The organism is Bradyrhizobium sp., from assembly GCF_019242285.1.
Classification (GTDB): domain Bacteria; phylum Pseudomonadota; class Alphaproteobacteria; order Rhizobiales; family Xanthobacteraceae; genus Bradyrhizobium.
This window is the reverse complement of record NZ_JAFAVV010000325.1, coordinates 1-24000: the sequence shown is the minus strand read 5'-3', so window position 1 is coordinate 24000 and position 24000 is coordinate 1. Positions and strand designations below refer to the sequence as shown.

The window sequence follows — 24000 nt, the reverse complement described above, 5'->3', positions numbered from 1 at the left end:
TGGAAAGACTCGGACGAATCCCGTCGCGAGAATGCGATCGCATGTCTTCCCCCGTTGCACGGTCCTCCCCTGTTACACACGCTCCACTGTCATCGCCCGGCTTGATCGGGCGATCCAGCATTCCAGAGGCGTCAATGCCTGGATCGATAGGCCGCGGCGTACTGGATCTCCCGGTCGAGCCGGGCGACGACATCGAATGCTGTTTGACATGTAGATCTGGATTTGACTGCGGTGCCGTAGGGTGGGCAAAGCGGGCCTCTCGCGCAGAAACCCGCCACACGAAGGCAACAGCGTGCCCACCATCCCGGAGCAACGCTGTCGACCCAATGGTGGGCACGTCGCTCCGCGACGATGCTGCGCATCGTCGCGTTCGCTCCTTAGCGCACCCTACCAGTTACGATTCGTCGCAACGTAGGCCCGCTCACCGATGCCCGAAGAAGCCGCCCATCATGCCGCCGATCAAGCCGCCCGGCGGCCCTCCGCCGCCGTGATAGGTGTGGCGTCCGCCGCCACCACCGCGATGATGGCGGCGAGAGCCACGACCGCCCGAGTCGGAATCGTCATCGGCCGCGCTGGCATCGGCGGTGGCGACGATCTCGCCGAGCAGTGCCTTGTGTTGCAGCTTGTTGAGATAGCCGCTCGCGGGATAGCCGCGCGCCGCCTGCCAGCGCTTCATCACGGTGCGCGTATCGTCATCGAACTTGCCGGTGACCTTGGTGTCGAAGCCGAGCCCGGTCAGCCGGCGCTGCACGTCGCGCCGCTGGCCCTTGTCGAGGCCGATCTGGTCCTCGGTGAGCTGGTTCGAATCCTCGGTGAAGGTCGCGGGATCGACCCCCGCCGTCAGGTTGCGGGTCGTGGTCGACGGGCCGCTCTGCAACTCTGCGAGGCGAGCCAGCGCCAGCGACTTGAACTGGCCGTTCGGATAGGCCGCCAGATAGGCGTTGAGCTCCTCCTGCTTGTTGGAGCCTTTCACCGAGCGCCAGAACTCCAATTCGACGTCGGCCGTCTCCGGCTTGACGGAAGCAGGCGCCGGCGCCGAGGCCGCTGGCGGAGCCGCGTCGCCGGCGGCCGTCGTCGGCGCCGCGGGATTGAGATAGACCGTGCCGATCAGGTTGGTATGGCCCCAGGGAAGCTGGCCCTTGTTGGTCTGCTCGTTGACTTCGGCGCGGACCTCCGTCATCGCCTGCTGGATCTCGAGGCCGGGCTTGGCGACGTTGTCGATCAGCGCGCGGGTGAAGGGACTATGCGTGCCTTCGGGGCCGTCGAGCGCGGTCTGCCCGGGACCGGTCGCAAAGGCGATCAGCGTGCCCTCGCCCGACTTCATCTCGGCCAGGCCCTGCTGCACCGAGACGCCGCGGGTGCCCGCATTGGCCTTGATCTTGGCGGCAAACGGATTGTCGCGGCAGGCATCGAGGAACACCAGCTTGACCTTGGCGCCACTCAAGGTCTGGTCGAGCGTCAGGTCGACATTGATGGCGCTGCCGAGCTTGACGTCCATCTCGGACTTGATGTCGGCATCGACCGGCAGGAGATAGTTGGTGCCGTCGACGGCGATGCCGTGACCGGCGTAATAGAACACCGCGATGTCGGCGCCTTGCGACTTCTTGCCGAACTCGAGCAGTTTCGAGGTCATGGCGTCGCGGGTGAGATTGCTCCCCTCGACGACCTCGAAGCCGACATTGCGCAGCACGCCGGCCATCGCCTTGGCGTCCTCCGGCGGGTTCGGCAATGGCGTGACATTCTTGTAGGCGCCGTTGCCGACCACGAAGGCGATGCGGCGGTCGGCCCTGGCGGCCGTCGAGCCCACAGCAAGAGCGAAAAGCGACAATGCAATGATTGCGAGGCGCATGGTTCACCCTCCCATCTGCACCCGATATCGATCGGTCACAAACCGCTTGTGCGGGCTCGGACGAAGGTTGAAGCATCTCGGCCAGCCGCGCGAAATACGGGCGGAAATCTATCATCACGCCGGTGCGATCGCCTACAACTTTCCGCGATGGCAGGTCCGGCTCGGCCGCCGGCCGCGCCGTTCACAGTACCGGCAGGCTTGCCCCGGGCTGTCGCGGCATCGTCAGTCCCGCCTCATCTGCTCGAAGAACGCCTTGAGCCCGACGAAGCCGGCATCCGGCCGCACGATGATGCTGGTCGGAATCTTGCGAAGATACCCCTCGAACCGGCCCTTGTGCTCGAACTGGGTGCGGAAGCTGGAGGCGGCGAGATGATCGGCGAAGCGCGGCACGATACCGCCGGCGATGAAGACGCCGCCTTCGGAACAGAAGGTCAGCGCGAGATTGCCGGCCACCGTGCCCAGCAGCGAGCAGAACATGTCCAGCGCCGCCCGGCAGAGATCGGAGCTGCCGTCGAGCGCGGCCTGGGTGATCTCGGCTGCGTCGCGGGCCGGCGCAGTTTCGCCATCAACGGCGGCCAACGCCTGATGCAGGTTTTCCAGGCCGGAGCCGGACAGCACGCGCTCGATCGAGACGTGGCCGAAACGCCGGCGGAGCTGGTCGATCACCCGTTCCTCGCGCTCCGAGATGGCGGGCAAGGTCGCGTGTCCCGCTTCGGTAACGATCGCAATCGGCGCGACCTTGCGCGGAACGAAGCAGCCGACGCCGAAGCCGGTGCCGGGACCCGCGGCAAGCATGGGCGCGCCCGAAACCGCAGGCCGCGGCCCGCCGACCGGATGGAGGTCGTTCGGCGCGAGCACCGGCAACGACCAGGACACGGCCTCGAAGTCGTTGAGCAGTTGGGCGATCGCAAAACCGAACTTCGCCTGCAGCTCGCTGCCGTCGACCACCCAGGGGCTGTTGGTGAAGACGCAGCGGTTGTTCTCGACGGTGCCCGCGACACCGAGGACGGCGGATGCGGCCGGCCGGCCGGCTGCATGGCGCGCAAAAAACGCCGTGAGCGCGTCGGTCACCGTCGCGAAATCCGCGACCCTGAAGTGCTGGACCGGCCCGATCTCACCGCGTTGCAGAAGCGCAAAGCGCGCATTGGTGCCGCCGATGTCGGCGAGCAGAACCTGGTCGCTGGTTGTCATCATCCCGCCGCCGTCTTCCCCGAGATCGATTCGAGCCTGCAAATACGCGATCCGCCGGATATCCTCAACGCGCCCGATTGTGTTCAGTTCATCCCGGCCCCGGTTCCAGCTCCCGAGACCGGCACCGGGGTCCGGTGCCGAGCCGCTCCGGACGCTGGCCCGCAACCGCGATGTGGTCCACAATACCGGCCAACAACATCCGAAACGAAACGGCGGGAACGAGCCAGTGGGAACGACCATGGGTGACGCGAGGCTGAAGCATTACGGCTGGGGTCGCGAAGGCGAAGCCATGAGCGCGGAGGAGCAGGCCTTCGTGCTCGGCCGCTATCGTCAGAAATTCGGTCGCGACGATTTCGACACCATCGCCGTCCCGCCGCTCGCGGCGCTGAAGCTGCGGGCGCCGCGCATCACGCCGCCGGATTCGCTTACCGCGATCTGCCGGAGCGAGCCCTATGACCGCGCCGCGCACACTTTCGGAAAATCCTATCCGGACTACCTGCGGGCGATGCTCGGTGATTATGACTGCGCGCCCGACGTGGTCGCCTATCCGCGCAGCGAAGCGGAAATCACGGCGGTGATGGATTGGGCGGGCGGCGTCGGCGCTTCGCTGACGCCGTTCGGCGGCGGCTCCAGCGTCTGCGGCGGCGTCGAGCCGCGCGTCGATGGTGCGAGGTACAAGGCAACCGTCACGCTCGACATGCGCAACCTCGGCAAGGTCGTCGAGGTCGATCTGACCTCGCGCGCGGCGCTGATCGAGGGCGGCACCTATGGTCCGGCGCTGGAAAGCCAGCTCAAGCCGCATGGCGTCACCCTGCGGCACTTCCCGCAAAGCTTCGAATATTCGACGCTCGGCGGCTGGATCGCGACGCGCTCCGGCGGGCATTTCGCGAGCCTCTACACCCATATCGACGATTTCGTCCAAAGCCTGCGCGTGGTGACGCCGCGCGGCGTGCTCGAGACGCGCCGCCTGCCGGGATCAGGCGCGGGGCCGAGCCCCGACCGCCTGTTCATCGGCTCGGAAGGAACGCTCGGGGTGATCTCGCGCGCCTGGATGCGCTTGCAGGCGCGGCCGAAATTCCGCGCCGGCGCCTCAATCCGCTATCGCAGCTTCTTCGAGGCGGCGCACGCCGTGCGCGCGATCGCGCAGGCGGGCCTCTATCCCTCGAACTGCCGCATCCTCGATCCGCAGGAGGCCTACAACACCGGTGCCGCCGACGGCAGCGTCGCGATCATGGTGCTCGGCTTCGAGTCCGGCGACCATCCGACCGATGCCTGGATGGCGCGCGCACTGGAATGCTGCGCCGACCATGGCGGCCTCAAGGAAGAGGCCCTGGCCGATGATGCGCATCTGCAGGGCGCCGCGGGCATCTGGCGCAACGCCTTCATCCGCATGCCCTATGCGCGCGAGTTCCTCAATCCGGCCGGCATCATCAACGACACCTTCGAGACCGCCATCACCTGGGACCGTTTTGAAACATTCCACGACAAGGTGAAGGGGGCGACCGAGCGCGCCATCGTGGACGCGACCGGGATCAAAGGCGAGGTGACCTGCCGCTTCACCCACGTTTATCCGGACGGGCCGGCGCCCTACTTCTCCTTCCACGCGCTCGGCCGCCATGGCGCATTGCTCGCGCAATGGCAGGCGATCAAGGATGCGGCGAGCGACGCGCTGATCGAGGCCGGCGGCACCATCACGCATCATCATGCGGTCGGCCGCGATCACCGGCCCTGGTACGACCGGCAGCGGCCGGAGCTGTTCGCGACCGCGCTGCGCGCCGCGAAGAAAGAGCTCGACCCGCTGTCGATACTGAATCCGGGGGTGCTGTTCGATCCGTGACGGAATGCAAGTCGCCGCAAAAGTCAGGCGAGCGCCGCCTTCAATTTCTGCACCGCGCTGTCGGGCGTGGTCAGCACCGGCCGCCCCGACACCTCCGCGACCACGGCGGCGGCGGGCGCCATGCTGTATTGCGCCAGCGCGATGACGTCGCAGCCGCGCAAGTCCTTCGCCGCCTCGGCGACGAGGCGATCATGCTCGGCGCGGTCGCCGCGGTCGAGCGCGGCCAGCGCGCCTTCGGCAAGCTTCGGCACGAGCTCGACGGACGGCGGAAACTCCGAAGGCATCGATGCGAGCGTCGGGGGAAAGGTCGAGAGCAGGCCGATCCTGCGGCCCTGCTTGACCGCCTCCTCGATCATCGCCTCGTTGGGCTTGAGCACCGGCATCGGCTTCTGCGCACGTGCCACCGCCTCGATGCAGGGGCCGAACGCCGAACAGGTGAACAGGATGGCGTCCGCGCCGGTCCAGGCGACGTAGTTGCCGAGCGCGAGAAAGCGATCGGTCATCCCCTCGGTGAGCCTGCCGTCGCGCGCCAGATCCGCCGAGAGCGAATCGTCGAGCAGGTTCATCAGCTCGGCCTCCGGCCAGAGCTTCGCGAAGGCAGCCTCGATCGGCGCGATCGAGTGCTTCAGGGCATGGATCAGGGCGATGCGCATGACGCCAACTGTACATCGACTTGCGGTGGCGCGGCCAGCGCCGCGCCACGCTATTCTGCGCGCCTGTTACTTGAACGGCACAGCATACATCAGGCCGCCCTTGCTCCAGGTCGCGTTCAATCCGCGGGCGAGCTTGAGCGGGCTGTTCTGTCCGACATTGCGCTCGAAGATTTCGGAGTAGTTGCCGACCGCCTTGACCGCCTGCAGCAGCCACTTGTTGTCGAGCCCGAGCCGCGAACCGAGATCGCCGGTCGAGCCGAGCAGGCGTTGCACGGCAGGCGCTTCCGATTTCGCCATCTGATCGACATTCGATTGTGTCACGCCGATCTCTTCCGCCTCTATCAGGCCATAATGCAGCCACGCGATGATATCGGTCCACACCTCGTCGCCATTGCGCGTGAACGGCCCGAGCGGCTCCTTGCTGATGGTCTGCGGCAAAACGACGTAGTCGGCGGCATTGGGCGCCGCGGTCGCGACCGCGCCGGCGAGCGCCGAGGCGTCCTGTGTCATGGCGTCGCAGCGGCCGCCGAAAAAGGTCTGGTACATGGTGTCGACGCGGTCGAACACCAGCGGCTTCCAGTCGATGTTGTTGGCGCGGCCGTAATCGCCGAGCGTCACTTCATGTGTCGTGCCCTGCGCGACGCAGACGGTGGCGCCGCCGAGACCCTTGAGCTCGGTCACGCCGGTATCCTTCTTCACGACAAAACCCTGGCCGTCGTAGAAGTTGATCGGCCCCTGCCGCAGACCGAGCGTCACGCCGCGCAAAAAGGTTTCGGTGGAGTTGCGGTAGAGCACGTCGATCTCGCCGGACTGCAGGGCGGTGAAACGGTTCTGCGCGGTCAGCGCGACGTAGCGCACCTTGGTGGGATCGCCGAGCACGCCTGCGGCGAGCGCCTTGCAATAGTCGACGTCGAGCCCCTTGAAGTTGCCCTGCGAGTCCGGCGCCGAGAAGCCGGCAAAGCCGGTCGAGACGCCGCACACCAGCGTGCCGCGCTGCTTGACCGTGTCCAGCGTTGCGGCCGAAGCCGTCGCAGCCGAGGTAACGAGCAGGCCGAAAGCAATGACGATCTTCCTCATTTCACCCTCCCTCTAATGACCAATGCTCTTCAGAACGCGATCCACCGCAGCTCCCAGCCGATCGACGATCATGTCGATGTCATCGGCCGTGGCGATGAAGGGCGGCGCCAGCAGCACGTGGTCGCCGTTCCTGCCGTCCACCGTTCCACCCATGGGGTAGCACGCAAGTCCGCCCGCGAGTGCCGCAGCCTTGATCTTCTGGTTCAGCTTGAGCGCGGGATCGAACGGCCTTCGTGTCGCGCGGTCCTCGACCAGCTCGATCGCCTGGAACAGGCCGCGTCCCCTGATGTCGCCGACATGACGGTGATTGCCGAAGCGTTCGGTCAGCCGGCGCTCGAGGTGCCTGCCGAGCTCGCGCACATTGTCGAGCAGCTTCTCCTCGGTAACCACGCGCTGCACCTCGAGTGCTGCCGCGCAGGCCAAGGGATGCGCGAGATAGGTGTGACCGTGCTGGAACGCGCCGGAGCCGGCGCGGATCACCTCGATGATGCGGCCGCTCGCGAGCATCGCGCCGATCGGCTGGTAGCCGCCGCCCAGGCCCTTCGCGATCGCCTGGATATCGGGTGCTATGCCCTCCTGCTCCCAGGCATGGGTCGTCCCGGTGCGGCCCATGCCGCACATCACCTCGTCGAGGATCAACAGCGCGCCGTATCGATCGCAGATCGCGCGGACTGCGCGGAAATAGCCCTCCGGTGCCGTCACGCAGCCGGCGGTGGCGCCGACCACGGACTCGGCGAGGAATGCCGCCACCGTATCGGGACCGAGGTGCTGGAATTCGGCATCGAGCTCGGCCGCAAGGCGCGCGACAAAATCCGCTTCCGCCTCGTCATCGCGCTTTTCGTGATATGCGAAGGCCGGCGTGACGTGGCTGAAAGCGTCGGACAGCAGCGGCGCGTAAGGCTCGCGTCGCCAGGCATTGCCGCCGGCAGAAAGCGCACCCAGCGTGTTACCGTGATAACTCTGCCGACGCGCGATGAAGCGGCGGCGCTGCGGCTCGCCCTTCTCGATGAAATATTGCCGCGCGAGCTTGATCGAGGCCTCGATCGCCTCCGATCCGCCGCTGACGAAATAGGCATAAGCCAGCCCGCCCGGCTGATGGCCGACGAGATGATCCGCGAGCGCTTCCGCCGGCTCGGACGAGAAGAAGGCGCTGTGGGCATAGGCGAGCTTGCCCGCCTGCTTCGTCATCGCCTCAAGTACACGCGGATGCTGGTGCCCGAGACAGGAAACCGCCGCGCCGCCGGACGCATCGAGCACGCGGCGGCCATCTTCGCCGATCAGCCAGATCCCCTCGCCGCCGGTCGCGATCGGCGGCGTCTCGCGCAGGCTTCGGTGCAGCAGGCGGCTGTCGCGGACGCTCATCGTCGTCAACCTTTCTCGGAAACATATTGCGCAGTGGCGGCGAGCCGCGCCTCGGTCGCTTCCAGCCGCTTCTTCGCCGCAGCACCGCCGAGCACGAAGGTCGCGGCCGCGAGTGAATGCGCAATCGCTAGGGCGCCCGTGAGGCTTGGAAAGAAGCCGGGCGAAGCCGCCGCTTCGAACAGCAACGCATGATCGGCCCCTTCCGCCATCGGCGCCGAGACCGAATCCGCAATCGCGATCAGGCTCGCCTTGGCACGATGCGCCGCGCGCGCCGACAGGACGCTCGCCCGCGAATAGGGCGCAAAGCCGATCACGACCACGGCTTCTCCAGAACGGAAGGCGCCGAAGTCGAGATCCTCCGGCCACGCGCCGCCGACGAACTGCACGTCGCCGGGACGGAACAGGCGAAGCTCGTAGTTCAGCAGTTCCGCGACACCGCGGCAGCTCCGGAAGCCCGCGATCCAGATGCGCCGGGCGGAGCGCAGCGTTCGTGCCGCCGCGGCCACCGCGCCCGGCGATATCCGCGAAAGCCCCGCCGCTTCCGCCTCCAGCTTGTCGGCAATCAGCGCGACCTCGGCATGCCGTCCGCGGCGGCGGTCGCGCGCGCGGCCGGAGAACGGCGCGGCCGGCTCCGGCCGCCGCGCCTCCGTCAGTGCCGCGCGCAGTTCGTCCCAGCCGGAATAGCCGATCGCTTTCGCCAGCCGCGTGAAGGATGCCGGATCAGCGCCCGCGACCGACGCCAGCTCGCGCATCGAGCGCGTGGTGGCGTCATAGTCATTGGCGGCGACAAAGCGGCCAACCTGCTGCAACCGCATCGGCAGCGACGGCAGCGCGCTGCACAATTGGTTCAGGGGCGAGGATTTCAGCGGCCGCTCGGGCATGCAACAAATGTTGCATATTTGACCGTTCGGTGCAACATTTGAAATGCGCTTCGCCAAATGGACCTTCTTTCATCCGGAGGACAGTGCCGTGTCGACGCCGAAACGCCCGCCCATGAGCCGGCTCCAGCTTTCGCTGGGCAACGTGCAGCTCAAGGGGCTGCTCTGGCAGGTCCTGGTGGTCGGCGTCGCGCTGGCGATCGTCGGCTGGCTGTGGTCGAACGCCGTCCACAACCTCTCGGTCCGGCGCATCGCCACCGGCTTCGCCTTCCTCGGCCGCGAGGCCGGCATGCCGATCGTCGACGCCTGGCTGCCCTACACTCCCCGCGACAGCTACCTCTATGCCTTCATCATCGGCGTCACCAACACGTTGCGCGTGGCTGTGATCGGCATCGTACTCGCGACCGTGCTCGGCACGATGATCGGCATTGCGCGATTGTCCGCCAACTGGCTGCTGTCGAGGCTGGCGGCGGTCTATGTCGAGACGCTGCGCGACATCCCGCTGCTGCTGCAGCTCCTGTTCTGGTACGTCCTGATGCAGAGCCTGCCGCCCGCGCGCGGCGCCTTCCATCCGATCGACGGTGTATTCCTGTCCAACCGCGGCCTGATGCTGCCGTTCATTCCGATCGGCCCTTCACAATGGCTCGTGCTGGGCGTTGCCGCGGTCGGCCTTGTGATCCTCTATCTGCTGCGGCGATGGCAGATCGCACGCCAGATGCGGGATGGCCGCGAGCGGCGCACCTGGCCCTATGCCGTGCTGCTGGTGGTCGTGCTGCCGGCGGTGCTGTCGTGGGGCCTCGGCGTGCCCTGGACCATCAGCAGGCCCGAGCTGCGCGGCTTCAATTTCGTCGGCGGGCTCGCGCTCGCGCCGGAATATTTTGCTCTTCTGATCGCGCTCGTGACCTACACGTCTGCGTTCATCGCCGAGATCGTGCGCAGCGGCATCCAGGCCATTTCGAGGGGCCAATGGGATGCCGCCAACGCGCTTGGCCTGCGCCGGGGCTTCGTGTTGAAGCACATCGTCCTGCCGCAGGCGCTGCGCGTGATCATTCCGCCCCTGACCAGCCAATTCCTCAACTTGACCAAGAATTCCTCGCTCGCGGTCGCGATCGGCTACCAGGACATCGTCTCGGTCGCCAACACGACGTTGAACCAGACCGGGCAGGCGATCGAGGTGATCGCGCTGGTCATGCTGGTGTTCCTCACCATCAGCCTCGGGATCAGTCTCCTGATGAACTGGTACAATGCGCGCATCGCGCTGACGGAGCGCTGAGTCATGAGCACCGCCGTCGACACCTCCGAGCTGCCGCGCGCCGAACGTCCGCGCCCGGGACTGGTCGGCGGCAATCCGCTGCTGCGCTGGCTGCGCGGCAATTTGTTCTCGTCGATCCCCTCGACTCTCGTCACCCTGATCCTGCTCGCCTTGCTGATCAAGCTTGCCTTCAGCCTCGTGCAATGGGGCATCTGGAACGCGGTCTGGACCGAGCCCAGCGGCAACAGCAGCGCCTGCCGCGCGGCGCGCGGGCTCGGCGCCTGCTGGGCCGTGATCCCCGAGAAACTCCGCTTCATCCTGTTCGGCACTTTTCCCTATGACGAGCAGTGGCGGCCGGCACTCGCAACCCTGATCTTCATCGCGCTGTATTACCTGTCGACCCGGCCGCGCTGGTGGCGGCGCGAGCTTCTGGCGGTGTGGGCCGTGGCGCTCATCCTGATCGGCCTGTTGATGTGGGGCGGCGTTTTCGGCCTCTCCTACGTGCCAGAGGAGCGCTGGGGCGGCCTGCCGGTGACGCTGATCCTCGCCACCTTCGGGCTTGCTTTTGGTTTTCCGCTCGGCGTCCTGGTCGCGCTCGGGCGACGCTCGACGCTGCCCGCCATCCGCTCGCTCTGCGTGCTCTATGTCGAATTGATCCGTGGCGTACCGCTGATCAGCCTCTTGTTCATGGCAAGCGTGATGTTTCCGCTGTTCCTGCCCGACGGCGTCAATTTCGACAAGCTGCTGCGCGCCCAGGTCGCGATCGTGCTGTTCGCCGGCGCCTATCTCGCCGAGGTGGTGCGCGGCGGCTTGCAGGCAGTGCCGCGGGGCCAGCACGAGGCGGCTGACGCCCTCGGCCTGTCCTATTGGCGGAAGCAGCGGCTGATCATCCTGCCGCAGGCGATCCGCCATGTCATTCCGCCGCTGGTGAACACCTTCATCGCCTTCTTCAAGGACACGAGCCTCGTCCTGATCATCGGCATCTTCGATCTCTTGACCACCGCCAAGACGGCAATCATCGATCCGGTCTGGCAGCCCTTCAGCGTCGAGGTCTATCTGTTCGTCGCCGCGATCTATTTTGTCTTTTGCTTTGCGATGTCGCGCTACAGCCGCCATCTCGAGGGAGCGAAGAGCAATGGTAACTGAGCCACAGTTGAGAACAACTCAAGCCGCGATCAGCATGACCGATGGCGCGCCGATCGCGTGGCTGAAGCTTGCAGCGGACCCTCGTGTCGGTAAGACCACGACATTGCGCTGTGTCGCGGGCCTGGAGCAGCCGGATCGCGGCACGATCCGGGTCGGAGAAGAGATCTTCTTCGATGCCGCGCGCGGCATCACCGTGCCGATGAATTTGCGCCGGTTGGCGTGGTGTTCCAGTCCTATGCGATCTGGCCGCATATGAGCGTGTTCGAGAACGTCGCCTTTCCCTTGCGCGTCGCCCGCGACGAGAAGTTCACGGCCGGCGAAATCGGCCGCCTGGTCGATGAGGCGCTTGCCCGTGTCAGCCTGCAGGGGTTCGGCAGCCGCTCCGCGACGCGGCCGTCGGGCGGCCAGCAGCAGCGCGTGGCGCTGGCGCGCGCCATCGTTCGCAAGCCGCGCCTTTTGCAGCTCGACGAGCCCCTGAGCAATCTCGACGCCGCGTTGCGCGAGGAGATGCGCAACGAGCTGCGGCGGCTGCGGCAGGAGATCGGCGTCATCACTGTGTACGTCACGTACGACCAGGCCGAAGCGCTGGAAATGTCCGACCGCATCGCCGTCAGGTCGCACGGTCGCATCGTGCAGATGGGCGCGCCGCAGGACATCTATTTCCGTCCCGCCAACCGCTTCGTCGCTGACTTCGTCGGCACCACCAACTGGCTCATCGGCCGTCTCGGCGAGAGCCGGCCCGAAGGCCTGTGCGAGGTGAAGTCGGCAGCGGCAGCGGCATCACCTGTGTGGCAGCGGCCGCGACGGCCGCCGACGCCCGTATCTCGATCCGGCCAGAAAACCTCACTTTGCAGGCGGTGGAGGCGCCGCGTCCATCCGACGCCAACCGGCTCGAAGGCAACATCGTATTCGCCGGCTTCCTCGGCACGATGAACCGCTACCAGGTCGATACCGGCGACGGCACGCTGCAGGCCTATGCGGGCGCGAGCGCGCGACATAGAGTGGGCGACCGCGTCGCGCTCGACTTCGCCTTCCGCGATGCGGTGATGCTGTCGGAATGAAGGCCATGGAGGTCATTGCTTGAAACTGTTGTGGTCGTCCCGCTCGCCCTTCGCACGCAAAGTCATGGTCGCAGCCCATGAGCTCGGCATCGCCGACAGGCTCACGCTGGAGCGCGTCAACGTCACCGCGCGGGAGACCAATGCCGAGGTGATGCGCGCGAATCCGCTGAACAAGATCCCGACCCTGATCCTCGACGACGGCACGGTCCTGATCGACTCGCCGGTGATCGCAGCCTATTTCGACGACGCCTTCGGCCGCGGCGAACTGTTCCCGCGCGAAACGCCGCGGCGCTGGCAGGTGGCGCGGCTGCATGCTTTCGGCGACGGCATCATGGCCTTCAACGTCGCCCGCCTCGGCGAGCAGTCGCGCGGCGAGCACGCGTCCGACGCCTTCATGTCGGCCTTCATCGCCAAGACCGGCGCCACGCTCGACGTGCTCGAAGCAGAGACCGAGAACCTCGCTCCGCTCTCGATCGGCAGCATCGCGGTCGCCGTGGCGCTCGCCCATCTCGACTTCCGTTTTGCCGCGGACGGCTGGCGGGAGCGCCGGCCGAAGCTCGCCGAATGGCATGCGCGCTTTGCCGAACGCCCCTCGATGCAGGCGACCATTCACAAGGAAGTCTATTGAACCCCGGCAGCCGGACAAGGAGCAGGACATGGGCTGGCAACTTCCGCCGTTGAACGCGCTGCGGCCTTCGAGGCCGCGGGCCGGCTCTCCAGTTTCACGCTCGCCGCCGAGGAGCTGCATGTGACGCCCGGCGCGGTCAGCCGACAGATCAAGCTCTTGGAGGATACGCTCGGCATTCCTCTTCATCCGCAGCAATCGCGAGGTGCGGCTGACGCCGGCGAGTGTGCTCTATCTCACTGCGCTGACCGAGTCGTACCGCCGGATGGATGCCGCGACCACGAGCCTGCGCGATGCGCGGCGCGACCGGCCGCTGCGCATCATGTGTTCGGGCAACGTCGCCACCCGCTGACTGTTTCCGCATCTGCGCCAGCCGGACGACGGCAACCCGATCATCGGCCCGAAATCTGGAACAGCTTCATTCCGCGATCCGCGAGCAATGCGACGCCGTCATCAACCTCTCCTGCTCGATGGGACCGACCGCCGAGGGCCGATGGAGTTCGAGTGCTACGATGTCGGCCATCTCTACATTCTCGACTATCATCTCGGCCGCAAGACAAACATGCACAAGCCGATCATCGTGCAGTTCCTCACCGGCATCCTCGGCGGCATCCCCTCCTCGATCGAGCATCTGCTGCACATGAAACAGACCGCGGAAAACCTGTTCCGCTCGGAGATGGAGCTGTTCATCCACGGCACGGGCCCACAGAACATGCGCGCGGCCGCCTATGGCGCCATGATGGGCACCAACATCCGCGTCGGCCAGGAGGACAACGTTACCGAACGTCCGGGCCGGCTCTTCAAGTCCAATGCCGAGCAGATCGAGAAGATCCGCCGCATCATGGACGAGTTCGATATCGGCCTCGCGACAGCGGAGGAGGCGCGCAAGCGGCTCGGCCTGCCGCATCCCGCGCCGAAGGTCGCGCCGATGCCGGCATAGCGCTTGCACGGCGAAGCTCCGCATGCTCCGGTGAGACGGAACGGCTTGCGGATGGAGAACGGTCGATGATGGCGAACGGGATGCGCTGGGTGATGGCGAACGAGGTCGTCTCGCGCGTCGTGCTGAGCGGTGCCGGCAACATGCTGCTCGTCCTGATCCATGAGATGGGCGGCACGCTGGAGAGCTGGGACCTCGTGGTAGACCAGCTCGGCCGGCACCGCCGCATCCTGCGCTACGACGTGCGCGGCGCCGGGCTGTCGCAAAAATTCCGCGGCACGCTTGCGATCTCCGACCTCACTGCCGATCTCGCCGCGATCCTGGAGGCAGCCGGCGCGCCACCCAACGTCGCGCTGCTCGGCACCGCAGTCGGTGGCGCGATTGCCCTGCAATTCGCCGCTGACTACCCGGACCACACCGCAGCCGTGATCGCGACCTCGCCCGCGACCGGCATTGCCGTCGAGCGCCGCGCGGCGACATTGGCGCGCGTCGACGAACTCGAACGCGAGGGTTTTGTCGGCTCGATCGATGAGCGGCTCGCGCGCTCCTACCCGCCGGTGCTGCGCACCGACCCTGAAAAGTTCGAGCGGGTCAAGCTGACCCGGCTTGCCGCCGATCCCGTCGGCATGGCTGCGACCTTCCGCATGCTGGCCGGGCTGGAGATGGACGCATCGCTTGCGCGCATCACGGCGCCTACCCTGATCCTCGCCGGCGAGCATGACGGCGACCGTCCACCAGCGGGCGTCGCGGCAGTTGCCGCGAAGGTCAGCGGCGCACAGTTCAAGACCCTGCCCTCCGGGCACTTCATGGCCTTGCAGACGCCGGAGCTCTTGGTCGACGAGATCGAAGCCTTCCTGCGGCCGCTCGATCTTTGACTGCTTGCATTATCGCATTCGCGCGATCGAAGCAGCGGCCTATTTCGCGACCTGCGCGACATCGCCATCGAGGTCCATCGACCAGGCATCCGGCAGCAGTCGGTAGTCGTCGCCGTGGCGCACGACATGGGCGAATGCTGGGAAATGGATGTGCATGCCGGCGATCGCCTGCCGGTCGGTGGCGACGCGGTCGAGGATGGCGCGGCGGGTCGAGACCGCGCGCGCGGGATCGACGTCGACCGCCATGGTCACCTCGGGGCGCGCGACCTGCAATTCCTGCACATGGACGATGTCGCCCCAGATCAGCAGCGAAGCGTTGCCGGAAGCGATCAGGAAGCCGGTGTGGCCCGGCGTGTGGCCGGCCAGCGGCACCGTGGTGACGCCGGGAAACACCTCGCCACCGGTAAAGAGCTGCATCCGCTCGCGATAGGGCGCAACCTGCGCGCGGCCGTCGGCGAAGAACATCTTCCGCCGGCCCAAGTCCTCGACCTTCATCATCGCGGCGTCGTCATGCCAATGGGCATGGTCGTCGGCATGCATTTTCAGTTCTGCGCGTGGAAACAGCGCGCGGCCCTCCTTGTCGGCGAGCCCGCCCCAATGGTCGGGATGCATGTGGGTCAAGAGCACGACATCGATGTCGTCGGGCGCGACGCCGGCGGCGGCGAGATTGTCCATCAGGAAGCCGACGGTGGGACGCACCTTGCCGAAGCCGGAATCGACCAGCGCAGTGCGCGCGCCGTTGCGGATCAGGAAGCAGTTGGCCGAGGTGCGACGCGGCGCCGGGCGCAGATTGTCCTTCAGCATCCGCACCGCTTCGGCTTCGGGAATATCTTTCACCGTCGCCATCGGCGAATCCTGGTAGCCGTCGTGCAGCGCGGTGACCAGGATGTCGCCGACCCGGCGGTGATAGACGCCGGGCACCTGTTGGGTCGGAATCGGTCTTGTCACGTCTTGCTCCTTGTGCTGCTGACGCGACTATAGCTGACGCACGACGTGGGTAAATTGAGCGAAACTCAATGCCGGCCTCGCAACCCTCATGCGGCGCCGATCACCAGCCACGCGCCAGATCCGTAGGGTGGGCAATGCGACCGCTTGCGCCGAAGTCTGCCACCCAAAGGAAGAAGCGTGCCCACCATTCCGAGCAGGCTGTCGAGACAATGGTGGGGACGTCGCTTCGCGCGATGCTGCGCATCGCTGCGTTCGCGCCTTAGTCCTCTCTACGGCACCTCTTGTACAGGCGATCACCGCCCCCAGCGCAGCACCACCGGATCGAGCTGCCGCGCCAGCTCGATCAGGCCCGCGCGCGCCGCCGGGGGGACCGGCCGCAGCGGCTGGCGCACGGTCTCCGACTGGATCACGCCGCCTTCCTGCATCAGAATTTTTGCCGTCTGCAAACCGCATTGGCGGTTCTCGTAATTGATCAGCGGCAGCCAGCGTGCATAGGCCGCCTTGGCCTCGTCGCGGCGCCCGGCCAGATAGGGATCGATGATCTGCCGGATGCCGTCCGGATAGCCGCCGCCGGTCATGGCCCCGGTGGCGCCGGCATCGAGATCGGCCATCAGCGTGATCGCCTCCTCGCCGTCCCACGGGCCCTCGATCGCCTCGCCGCCGGCCGCGATCAGACTGCGCAATTTCGCCGCCGCCTGCGCCACCTCGACCTTGAAATACCGGATGTTGCCGCACTCCCTCGCGAGCCGCGCCAAAAACTCGACCGAGAGCGGCGTGCCGGCCACCGGCGCGTCCTGGATCATGATCGGAATATCAATCGCATCCGAGAGCAGCTTGAAGAACTCGAAAATGCCCGGCTCCGGCACGCGGAACGTCGCGCCGTGATAGGGCGGCATTACCATCACCATCGCAGCGCCGGCCTGCTCGGCGGCCCGGCTGCGCTCGGCGCAGACCTGCGAGCTGAAATGCGTGGTGGTGACGATGACAGGCACGCGGCCGGCGACATGCTCCAGCACCGCATGCATCACGGTCTCGCGCTCGGCGTCTGTCAGCACGAACTGCTCGGAGAAATTGGCGAGGATGCAGAGCCCGTCCGAGCCGGCGTCGATCATGAAATCGATGCAGCGGCGCTGGCCATCGAGGTCGAGCGCGCCCTGCGCGTCGAAGATGGTCGGCGCCACCGGAAACACCCCGCGATAGGGCCGTGCGGCGTGCGGAAAGGTCGGTGGCATGGCGTTTCCCCTGGCTCGATCATCGCTATTGTGATGCGATCCCGTCACCCTAGGACAAGCCAGGAATCGGCGCGAGGGTCAACCACCCTCGGCCGATCTCGGCGATAGGTTACTGCGCCGTCTGCTGGCGCAGCGACGCGATATCGGCCGCCGTCAGCTTCGATCCCTTGCCGCCGAAGCGCGCTGTCACATAGTTGGTGACGGCCGCGACCTCGTCGTCGGTATAGGCGTTGCCGAAGGCCGGCATTGAGAGCACGCCATCGGGCGTCAGCCGATGGGTGCCGGACAGCACGATCTGCGCGACGTTGGTGCCGCCGGGATCGTTGACCGCCCATGCGCCGGTCAGCGTCGCCATCGGCGAAACCGGGCTTTGCCCGCTCCAGCCATGGCAGCTCACGCAGGCGCCCTCGAACACCGTCTTGCCGCGCGCATCGGCGGTCACACCGTCCTTGTGCCCGGCAGGCGCTGCCGGCGCCGGCGTGGCCGGAAGATCGGTCGAGGTCAGGCCCGGCACGCTGCGCAGGAATGCGACGAGAGCGCGGATGTCCTCCGGCGCCATCTGGCTGAAACTGTGATCGACCGCCTCCCCCATTGGACCCGATGCCGTACCATGGCCGTTCGCATGGCCGAGCGACAGATAGGCCACGAGGTCGTCGTCGCTCCAGGCGCCGATGCCGGTCGCCTTGTCGGAGGTGATGTTGAAGGCGCGCCAGCCGGCCGCGACGGCGCCGGCGAATTTGTTGCGGTTGTCGAGCGCGAAGGCGAGATTGCGCGGCGTATGGCACTCGCCGCAATGCGCCAGCGCCTCGGCGAGATAGGCACCGCGATTCCAGGCCGGGCTCTGCGACGTGTCGGGCGCAAACCGCGCGTCGCGATTGAACACGGCCGACCAGAACATCAATGTCCAGCGCTGGTTGAAAGGGAAAACGAGCTTGTTTTGCGGCGGAACGGCCTTCACCGGCGGAAGGCTGAACAGATAGGCCTTGATTGCCAACGCATCGTCGTCCGTCATCGAGGCGTAGGACGTGAACGGCATCGCCGCATACAGCCCCGCGCCGTCGCGGCGCACGCCGCGATGCAGCGCATTGAGAAAATCCCGGTCGCTGTAATCGCCGATGCCGGTTTCCTTGTCGGGCGTGATGTTGGTCGAATAGAGCGTGCCGAACGGCAGTTGGAAGCCGAGCCCGCCCGCATATTCCTTGCCGCCGGCCGTGGTGTGGCAGACCATGCAGTCGGCGGCTTTCGTCAGATATTCTCCGCGCTCGACGAGGCTCGCCCGCGCGAGCTTCTCCGGAACGCCGGACGGTTTCGCGTCATGATAGTCCGCGAGCGCGACCCTCGAGCCAGCGGAAAAGTCGAGTGGCCCGGGCCCGCGAATGATCCAGACGCCGATTCCCAGTGCTGCGAGCACAATGACGGCGATGCCGAGAAGAATGCGAATACGCATGTTCAGCCTCACGCCTTCTTCGCCGCGATCAGGCGGCGATCGATCGGCAGGCGCCGCAGCGCCACGCCGGTCGCGGCATAGATCGCATTGCGCAGCGCCGGCGGTCCGGCATTGACGCCGGTCTCGCCGATGCCGCCCGGCGGCTCGCCGCTCTTGACGACATGGACCTCGATCTTCGGCACTTGGTCGATACGCAGCATCCGGTAGTCATGGAAGTTGGATTGCTGCACCCGCCCTCGGTCGATGGTGATCTCGCCATAGAGCGCCGCGGTCAGCCCGAAGATCAGCCCGCCCTCGAGCTGCGCCATGACCGTATCGGGGTTGACGGCGATGCCGGTGTCGACCACGCAATTGATCTTGCGCAGCTCTACCTCGCCCCGCTCGTCCACCTCGGCTTCGACCACGGTCGCGATGAAGCTCGCGAACGATGGCTGCACGCAGACGCCGCGGCCGACCCGCGGCGACAATGGCTGCCCCCAGCCGGACTTCTCCGCGACCAGGTCCAGCACCGCGCGCATCCGCGGGTTCTTGCCGAGCATTGCGCGGCGAAATTCCACCGGATCCTTGCCGGCCTTGTGCGCCAGCTCGTCCATCATGCATTCGACCGCGAACACGTTGTTGTTCGGGCCGACGCCGCGCCAGAAGCCGGTCGGCACCGCCGGCGGCTCGGCATGGACATACTCGACATGGAAATTCGGGATGTCGTAGGGCATGTCGACGGCGGCATCGATCGCATCGATGTCGATGCCCTTCTGGAACGCCGGCGGCAACCAGCGCGCCAGGATCGCCGATCCCGCCACCTTGTATTTCCAGGCGGCGATCTTGCCATCGGACAACGTCGCGGCAATCGTGTCGCGATAGACCGGCCGATAGACGTCGTGCTGGATGTCCTGCTCGCGGGTCCACACCACCTTCACCGGCCCATCCACCTGCTTGGCGATGCGCACGGCGGCCACTGCCATGTCGGGCTCGAGCTTGCGGCCGAAGCCGCCGCCGAGCAGATGGTTGTTGACGATCACCTTGTCGACCGGCAGGCCCGCGGCCTTCGCGACCTCCGACTGCACGCGGGTCATGATCTGCGTTCCGGTCCAGACCTCGCAGGAGTCCCCGCGGAAGTGGACGGTGGCGTTGATCGGCTCCATGGCCGCATGCGCCAGGAAGGGAAGCTCGAAGGACGCCTCGAACTTCTCGCCGGAGGCAAGACCGTTGCCGATGTCGCCGACGGACTTCGCGACCGCGCCGTCCTTCTCACTGGCCGAGCGCAAGTCCTGCCAGATTTCTTTCGAGCCGATGCGGGCGTTGGCGCCTTCGTCCCACGTGATCCGCAGCGCGTCTGCGCCCTTCTTGGCCGCCCACATGTGGTCGCCGACCACGGCCACCATGTCGTCGAGCACGACGATCTTCTGCACACCGGGAATTTTCTTCGCAGCCGTGTCGTCGACCGTGCCGACCTTGCCGCCGAACACGGGACAGGCCACGACGGTCGCGAACTTCATGCCGGGCAGCATCGCGTCGATCCCATACACCGCCTTGCCATTGACCTTGTCCGGCGTATCGAAACGCTTCAGCGGCTGACCGACATAGACGAATTGGCTCGGGTCCTTGAGCGGCACGTCCTTCGGCGGCGGCTGGCTGCTCGCGGCCAGCGCGAGCTCGCCATAGGACAGGCTTCGCCCGCTCTCGGTGTGGATCACCTTGCTCTTCGAAGCGGTGCAGCTCGCCGGCTCGACCTGCCATTGCTGCGCGGCGGCTGCTATCAGCATGGCCCGCGCATTTGCACCGGCGGCCCGCAACGGCTTCCAGAACGCGCGGATGGAATTGGAGTTGCCGGTGACCTGCAATCCGAAAGTCGGGTTGCCGTAGAGCTTGTCGTTCGGCGGCGCGTGCTCGAGGCTCACCTGGGTCAGGTCGGCGTCGAGCTCTTCCGCCAGGATCATCGCGATTGCGGTGTAGACGCCCTGCCCCATCTCGACCTGCGGCATCACCAGGATGGTCCTGCCGGACTCCTCGATCCGGATGAAGGCGTTGGGCGCAAACTTGCCGTCGGTCGAATCGGGCGGCTGCACCGGCTCGTTGGACGCACGGACCGGCAGATGGAAGGCGATCAGGAAAGCGCCGGCGAGGCCGCCGCCCAGAAGGCTGCGACGGGAGACCTCGGGAGTTTTGGCAAGAACGTTCATGGCGCGCTCCCTTCATGACTGGCGTCCGTTCGCGGCCTGCTTGATGGCGGCGCGAATGCGCACATAGGTGCCGCAGCGGCAGATGTTGCCGGCCATCGCCGCGTCGATGTCGGCATCGTCGGGGTGCGGGGTCGCCGCCAGGAGCGCGGCCGCCGCCATGATCTGGCCCGACTGGCAATAGCCGCACTGGACCACCTCGAGATCGAGCCAGGCCTTCTGCGCCCTTGCGCCGGCCGGCGTCGCACCGATGCCCTCGATCGTGGTGATCTCGCGGTTGCCTACGGCACCGACCGACAGCACGCAGGAGCGCACGGCCTTGCCGTCAATATGCACGGTGCAGGCACCGCATTGCGCGATCCCGCACCCAAATTTCGTGCCGGTCATCCCGAGCACATCGCGCAGGACCCACAGCAGCGGCATGTCCGGCGGCGCGTCGAATGTCTCAAGCTTTCCGTTGATCGTGAGAGTGGCCATGTTTTATCACTTTCTGCCCGCGCGCCGACCGGCAATCTAGGACCCGCTCGGCGGCGCGCCTATAGCCTCCGCCAACGCGCAGACGAGCCATGCGATATGACATGTCGGTCGTCATAGAAAGGCACCACCCCGGCGCCTGGAGGCACGGCTCCGCACGTTCGGCTGGCGGGATGATCCTCAAATCATCCGCCGTGTGCAATCCGCCATACGGGCGGTTTTGCCAAAACGAACGAACGTCCTAGCGGTCGTTTACGGCTGAATCGCGCCGGTGCACAAATCCGTGATCTCGGCTCACGGCAGCCGCGACAGCGCGGACAGCAGATGGTCGCGGGCGATCTCGTAGGGAAAATCGCTGCGGTTGGCGAGCAGGACCACGCCGACCCTGTGCGCCGGCACAAATCCGATATAGGCCGAAGCGTTGTTGAGACCGCCGGGCTTGTCGACAATGGTGATGCTGTCCACATGCACGGTTTCCCAGGCCATCGCCTGCCCGAATTTCGGACTGATGCGGATCATCTCACGCTGGGTCATTTCCAGCGCCTCACGCAACTGCGGGTCGGCCGCACCGCCACCGAAGCAGACATTTAGGAAGATGGCGAGATCGCGCGCCGAGGAGAACATCTGCTCGGTGCCGGCGAAATCATAATAGCTGTGCTGGCTGCCCGGCATGCCAATCGGCGTGCCGTCGTAGAGATAGCCTTGCACCACGCGTTGCATCACGTCCGGAGGGAGGATCGACCGACCGTTTGGCCCAGGTTCGGGAAGCAGCGTCGCCGTCATGCCGAGCGGCTTCAGAACATGGCTTTCGATCAGCTCTCGAACCGGAATCCCGTAGCGCCGCTCGAGCGCGAGCTGCAGCAGCACGTAGCCGGCATGCGAATAGATGCGCTGCTTGCCGGGCTGCTCCTCTGCCTGTGGAGTCCAGGCGTTGAGGACGTCGATGAACTCGGCAAGCGAGTATGATTTGCCGGGCCATGGCGGGTGATCGGTCGGCAGCAGGAGGCCGGACGTGTGGCTCGCGAGCTGCCCGAGCGTGACGCTGCGAATATAGTCGCCCTGCAACTCCGTGACGTATTTGCTGACGGGATCGTCCAGCCTCACCTCGCCGCGGATCGTTCCGAGCGCGAGCAGCGTCGCATCGAACACCTTGCGGACGGACGCCAGATCGAACAGCGAGTCCGAGGTGATCTTGCGCTTGTCCGACCGGCTCGCGAGGCCGTAGTTGAAGAACCAGGTGTGGCCCGCGACGGAGACGGCCGATGCGAGTCCGCCCGCATCATTCTCGACCGCAACGGGAGCAATGTCGTCCGCAACGATGTCGCGCACCTTGGCGGCCATGTCGGGATCCGTCACGGCGGCTCGCGGAAGGCCGAACAGGACTGCGATCAGAAGGACAAGACCTGCGGCCGCCGTGATGCAACAGCGACATCTCATCGCGATGATTGCCATCGGACCCACGGCACACTCATTCGTCCATGCGCAGGGTTTCGATGGACGTCATCCTCACCCCTCGCCCTCCCCGCTTCCTCGCTACTTGCGGTGTTCAGCCGACACGCTCCGCGCAACCCTTGTAATCTACCACGGCTTGATCGACTTAGGGATCACATGTGCGGGGCCATGGAACGGCAAACGACCCCGGCCTGCTCGATTGCGGCAGCAAACCGTTGCCGGTCACGTCAACCGAGACAGCGCGGAGCCAGACAGGAGAGAAACATGTCGACAGCCGCAGCCTTGCCGCCACAGCAGCAGGCGGTCATGCAGAACGCCGTCCGCTACCTGGTTCAGAATTACAGCCCCAAGGGCAACAAGGTCGGCTGGCTGATGATGGCTTCGATCCTGGTCGAGGCCTGGGACCTCTACTCCATCGCCTTCGTCCTGATCTTCATCCGCGACCAGTACAACCCTGATCCGTTCCTGCTCGGGCTCGCGGCCGCGGGAACGCAGGGCGGCGCCCTGATCGGGGCGCTGATCGGCGGCTGGCTCTCCGACAAGATCGGCCGCCGCGTGATGTTCCTGGTGACGATGATCATGTTCATCGTGCTGGCGCTGGCGCAGGCCTTCGTGCCCGACGTGACCTGGCTCGTCGTGATCCGCTTCCTGCTCGGCATGCCGCTCGGCAGCGACATCTCGACCGGCTACACCTACATCATGGAATCCATGGCCAGGGGCGACCGCGAGGTGATGGGCAACCGCTGGCAGTTCATGTTCGCGATCGGCGAGGTGCTGACGCTCGCGGTCATCGCGATCTTCCTGATCGCCAATCTCGATCACGAGATCGTCTGGCGCGTCACGCTCGGCCTCGGCGCCCTGCCCGCGCTGATCATCCTGATCATGCGTCACGACGTGCCGGAGACAGCGGTGTGGCTGGTGCAGCAGGGCCGCTTCCGCGAAGCCAAGGAGGTCGCGCGGCAGATGTACAACGATCGGCTCGACATGCTGCCGGATCAGGACGTGACCCCGCCAAAGCCGCGCACCGCCGCCTTCCTTGCCGATCTGCGCCAGGATCCGATCCGGTGGCACGCGACGCTCTATGGCTGGATCGCCTGCTTCGCCCAGGCGAGCGAGTTCTCGACCTTCGCCTTCTATCTCCCGGTGCTGTTTACCATGGTCGGGGTGTCGAGCACGCTCGGCAACAATCTCGTCACCATGGTGCTGTTCTGCTTTGCCGCGATCTCGGGCTGGGTCGGGCCACAGCTCACGCCGAAGATCGGCCATCGCGGCATCGGCATTGCCGGCTTTGCGATCGTGCTGGTGTCGCTCCTGATCGCGGCCGCCGCGCTCTACACCGACCACAAATACATCCTGCCATTCGCGGCCGCCGGCATGTTGTGGGGCCATTATTGGGACGCATCGAACTGCATGACGATTCCGACCATGGTGGCGCGGCCGCGCTATCGCGGCACGGCCAGCGGCTTCGCCTACATGTTCGTGAAGCTGCCGTCGTTCCTGGCGATCTTCCTGTTCCCGTCGCTGTTC

23 protein-coding genes are annotated in these 24000 nt (G+C 66.2%); 11 read left to right on the top strand and 12 right to left on the bottom strand.

Going from position 1 to position 24000, the window contains the following annotated elements; all coding sequences use genetic code 11:
- Positions 1 to 421: 421 nt before the first annotated feature.
- Positions 422 to 1849: a caspase family protein gene (locus tag JOY90_RS12870; RefSeq protein WP_291691505.1), complete on the bottom strand. Its 1428-nt coding sequence runs from the start codon at positions 1847 to 1849 to the stop codon at positions 422 to 424.
- Between the two features lie 222 nt (positions 1850 to 2071).
- Positions 2072 to 3040 carry a glucokinase gene (gene glk, locus JOY90_RS12865; protein ID WP_291691507.1) on the bottom strand — a complete coding sequence of 323 codons (969 nt, stop codon included), beginning with the start codon at positions 3038 to 3040 and terminating at the stop codon, positions 2072 to 2074.
- Between the two features lie 238 nt (positions 3041 to 3278).
- Between glk and JOY90_RS12860 the strand changes: the two genes are divergently transcribed.
- Complete coding sequence (locus JOY90_RS12860; RefSeq protein ID WP_291691504.1) at positions 3279 to 4877, top strand: FAD-binding oxidoreductase; 1599 nt, start codon at positions 3279 to 3281, stop codon at positions 4875 to 4877.
- Positions 4878 to 4900: 23 nt separating this feature from the next.
- Here the strand turns inward: JOY90_RS12860 and JOY90_RS12855 are convergent, their stop codons facing one another.
- The 4 genes from JOY90_RS12855 to JOY90_RS12840 all read right to left on the bottom strand — a co-directional run bounded on the left by JOY90_RS12855 (position 4901) and on the right by JOY90_RS12840 (position 8850).
- Positions 4901 to 5530: an aspartate/glutamate racemase family protein gene (locus tag JOY90_RS12855; RefSeq protein ID WP_291691503.1), complete on the bottom strand. Its 630-nt coding sequence runs from the start codon at positions 5528 to 5530 to the stop codon at positions 4901 to 4903.
- Positions 5531 to 5596: 66 nt separating this feature from the next.
- Positions 5597 to 6607: an amino acid ABC transporter substrate-binding protein gene (locus JOY90_RS12850; protein ID WP_291691502.1), complete on the bottom strand. Its 1011-nt coding sequence runs from the start codon at positions 6605 to 6607 to the stop codon at positions 5597 to 5599.
- A gap of 12 nt (positions 6608 to 6619) precedes the next feature.
- A complete protein-coding gene (locus JOY90_RS12845; RefSeq protein ID WP_291691501.1) occupies positions 6620 to 7969 on the bottom strand; it encodes an aspartate aminotransferase family protein in 1350 nt (449 codons plus the stop codon).
- A gap of 5 nt (positions 7970 to 7974) precedes the next feature.
- Positions 7975 to 8850: a MurR/RpiR family transcriptional regulator gene (locus tag JOY90_RS12840; RefSeq protein ID WP_291691500.1), complete on the bottom strand. Its 876-nt coding sequence runs from the start codon at positions 8848 to 8850 to the stop codon at positions 7975 to 7977.
- Positions 8851 to 8962: 112 nt separating this feature from the next.
- Here JOY90_RS12840 and JOY90_RS12835 point away from each other — a divergent pair, with 112 nt between their 5' ends.
- From JOY90_RS12835 to JOY90_RS12795, 9 genes are all read left to right on the top strand, one after another.
- Positions 8963 to 10120: an ABC transporter permease subunit gene (locus JOY90_RS12835; protein ID WP_291691506.1), complete on the top strand. Its 1158-nt coding sequence runs from the start codon at positions 8963 to 8965 to the stop codon at positions 10118 to 10120.
- A 3-nt stretch (positions 10121 to 10123) separates the two neighbouring features.
- The gene (locus JOY90_RS12830) at positions 10124 to 11245 is read left to right on the top strand and encodes an amino acid ABC transporter permease (protein ID WP_291691499.1); all 1122 of its coding nucleotides are present in this window, start codon (positions 10124 to 10126) and stop codon (positions 11243 to 11245) included.
- On the top strand, positions 11235 to 11501 hold the full coding sequence (locus JOY90_RS12825) for a hypothetical protein (protein WP_291691498.1): 267 nt from the start codon (positions 11235 to 11237) through the stop codon (positions 11499 to 11501). Before JOY90_RS12830 ends, JOY90_RS12825 begins: the two co-directional genes overlap by 11 nt.
- Positions 11468 to 12178 (top strand): ABC transporter ATP-binding protein, encoded by a 711-nt coding sequence (locus tag JOY90_RS12820; protein WP_291691497.1) that lies wholly within the window; start codon positions 11468 to 11470, stop codon positions 12176 to 12178. The genes JOY90_RS12825 and JOY90_RS12820 overlap by 34 nt, the downstream gene beginning before the upstream one ends.
- Positions 12103 to 12306: a TOBE domain-containing protein gene (locus tag JOY90_RS12815; RefSeq protein WP_291691496.1), complete on the top strand. Its 204-nt coding sequence runs from the start codon at positions 12103 to 12105 to the stop codon at positions 12304 to 12306. Before JOY90_RS12820 ends, JOY90_RS12815 begins: the two co-directional genes overlap by 76 nt.
- A gap of 19 nt (positions 12307 to 12325) precedes the next feature.
- On the top strand, positions 12326 to 12934 hold the full coding sequence (locus JOY90_RS12810; protein WP_291691495.1) for a glutathione S-transferase N-terminal domain-containing protein: 609 nt from the start codon (positions 12326 to 12328) through the stop codon (positions 12932 to 12934).
- 202 nt (positions 12935 to 13136) lie between these two features.
- Positions 13137 to 13283 carry a hypothetical protein gene (locus JOY90_RS12805; protein ID WP_291691494.1) on the top strand — a complete coding sequence of 49 codons (147 nt, stop codon included), beginning with the start codon at positions 13137 to 13139 and terminating at the stop codon, positions 13281 to 13283.
- Positions 13284 to 13370: 87 nt separating this feature from the next.
- Positions 13371 to 13871, top strand: a complete 501-nt coding sequence (locus JOY90_RS12800; RefSeq protein ID WP_291691493.1) for a 3-keto-5-aminohexanoate cleavage protein — start codon at positions 13371 to 13373, stop codon at positions 13869 to 13871.
- A 65-nt stretch (positions 13872 to 13936) separates the two neighbouring features.
- Positions 13937 to 14743 (top strand): alpha/beta hydrolase, encoded by an 807-nt coding sequence (locus tag JOY90_RS12795; RefSeq protein WP_291691492.1) that lies wholly within the window; start codon positions 13937 to 13939, stop codon positions 14741 to 14743.
- 39 nt (positions 14744 to 14782) lie between these two features.
- Here JOY90_RS12795 and JOY90_RS12790 read toward each other — a convergent pair whose 3' ends face one another.
- From JOY90_RS12790 to JOY90_RS12765, 6 genes are all read right to left on the bottom strand, one after another.
- Entirely contained in the window at positions 14783 to 15691 is a 909-nt protein-coding gene (locus tag JOY90_RS12790) for an MBL fold metallo-hydrolase (protein ID WP_291691491.1), read from the bottom strand.
- Positions 15692 to 15984: 293 nt separating this feature from the next.
- Positions 15985 to 16923, bottom strand: coding sequence for a dihydrodipicolinate synthase family protein (locus tag JOY90_RS12785; protein ID WP_291691490.1), 939 nt, complete (start codon positions 16921 to 16923; stop codon positions 15985 to 15987).
- A gap of 109 nt (positions 16924 to 17032) precedes the next feature.
- Positions 17033 to 18376: a cytochrome c gene (locus JOY90_RS12780; protein WP_367276920.1), complete on the bottom strand. Its 1344-nt coding sequence runs from the start codon at positions 18374 to 18376 to the stop codon at positions 17033 to 17035.
- Positions 18377 to 18378: 2 nt separating this feature from the next.
- Positions 18379 to 20550, bottom strand: coding sequence for a xanthine dehydrogenase family protein molybdopterin-binding subunit (locus JOY90_RS12775; protein WP_291691488.1), 2172 nt, complete (start codon positions 20548 to 20550; stop codon positions 18379 to 18381).
- A gap of 12 nt (positions 20551 to 20562) precedes the next feature.
- Positions 20563 to 21024 (bottom strand): (2Fe-2S)-binding protein, encoded by a 462-nt coding sequence (locus JOY90_RS12770; RefSeq protein ID WP_291691487.1) that lies wholly within the window; start codon positions 21022 to 21024, stop codon positions 20563 to 20565.
- Between the two features lie 291 nt (positions 21025 to 21315).
- Complete coding sequence (locus JOY90_RS12765; protein ID WP_291691486.1) at positions 21316 to 22377, bottom strand: serine hydrolase; 1062 nt, start codon at positions 22375 to 22377, stop codon at positions 21316 to 21318.
- Between the two features lie 360 nt (positions 22378 to 22737).
- Between JOY90_RS12765 and JOY90_RS12760 the strand changes: the two genes are divergently transcribed.
- Positions 22738 to 24000 (top strand): MFS transporter (locus JOY90_RS12760; RefSeq protein ID WP_291691485.1); only part of this gene is annotated, 1263 nt, incomplete at its 3' end.

Coding starts and splice junctions, on each gene's coding strand:
- JOY90_RS12795 (WP_291691492.1), top strand. CDS start 13,937: ATGATGGCGAACGGGATGCGCTGGGTGATGGCGAACGAGGTCGTCTCG.
- JOY90_RS12785 (WP_291691490.1), bottom strand. CDS start 16,923: ATGCCACCGACCTTTCCGCACGCCGCACGGCCCTATCGCGGGGTGTTT.
- glk (WP_291691507.1), bottom strand. CDS start 3,040: ATGACAACCAGCGACCAGGTTCTGCTCGCCGACATCGGCGGCACCAAT.
- JOY90_RS12835 (WP_291691506.1), top strand. CDS start 8,963: ATGAGCCGGCTCCAGCTTTCGCTGGGCAACGTGCAGCTCAAGGGGCTG.
- JOY90_RS12840 (WP_291691500.1), bottom strand. CDS start 8,850: ATGCCCGAGCGGCCGCTGAAATCCTCGCCCCTGAACCAATTGTGCAGC.
- JOY90_RS12775 (WP_291691488.1), bottom strand. CDS start 20,550: ATGAACGTTCTTGCCAAAACTCCCGAGGTCTCCCGTCGCAGCCTTCTG.
- JOY90_RS12845 (WP_291691501.1), bottom strand. CDS start 7,969: ATGAGCGTCCGCGACAGCCGCCTGCTGCACCGAAGCCTGCGCGAGACG.
- JOY90_RS12830 (WP_291691499.1), top strand. CDS start 10,124: ATGAGCACCGCCGTCGACACCTCCGAGCTGCCGCGCGCCGAACGTCCG.
- JOY90_RS12870 (WP_291691505.1), bottom strand. CDS start 1,849: ATGCGCCTCGCAATCATTGCATTGTCGCTTTTCGCTCTTGCTGTGGGC.
- JOY90_RS12855 (WP_291691503.1), bottom strand. CDS start 5,530: ATGCGCATCGCCCTGATCCATGCCCTGAAGCACTCGATCGCGCCGATC.
- JOY90_RS12850 (WP_291691502.1), bottom strand. CDS start 6,607: ATGAGGAAGATCGTCATTGCTTTCGGCCTGCTCGTTACCTCGGCTGCG.
- JOY90_RS12860 (WP_291691504.1), top strand. CDS start 3,279: ATGGGTGACGCGAGGCTGAAGCATTACGGCTGGGGTCGCGAAGGCGAA.
- JOY90_RS12800 (WP_291691493.1), top strand. CDS start 13,371: ATGCGACGCCGTCATCAACCTCTCCTGCTCGATGGGACCGACCGCCGA.
- JOY90_RS12825 (WP_291691498.1), top strand. CDS start 11,235: ATGGTAACTGAGCCACAGTTGAGAACAACTCAAGCCGCGATCAGCATG.
- JOY90_RS12770 (WP_291691487.1), bottom strand. CDS start 21,024: ATGGCCACTCTCACGATCAACGGAAAGCTTGAGACATTCGACGCGCCG.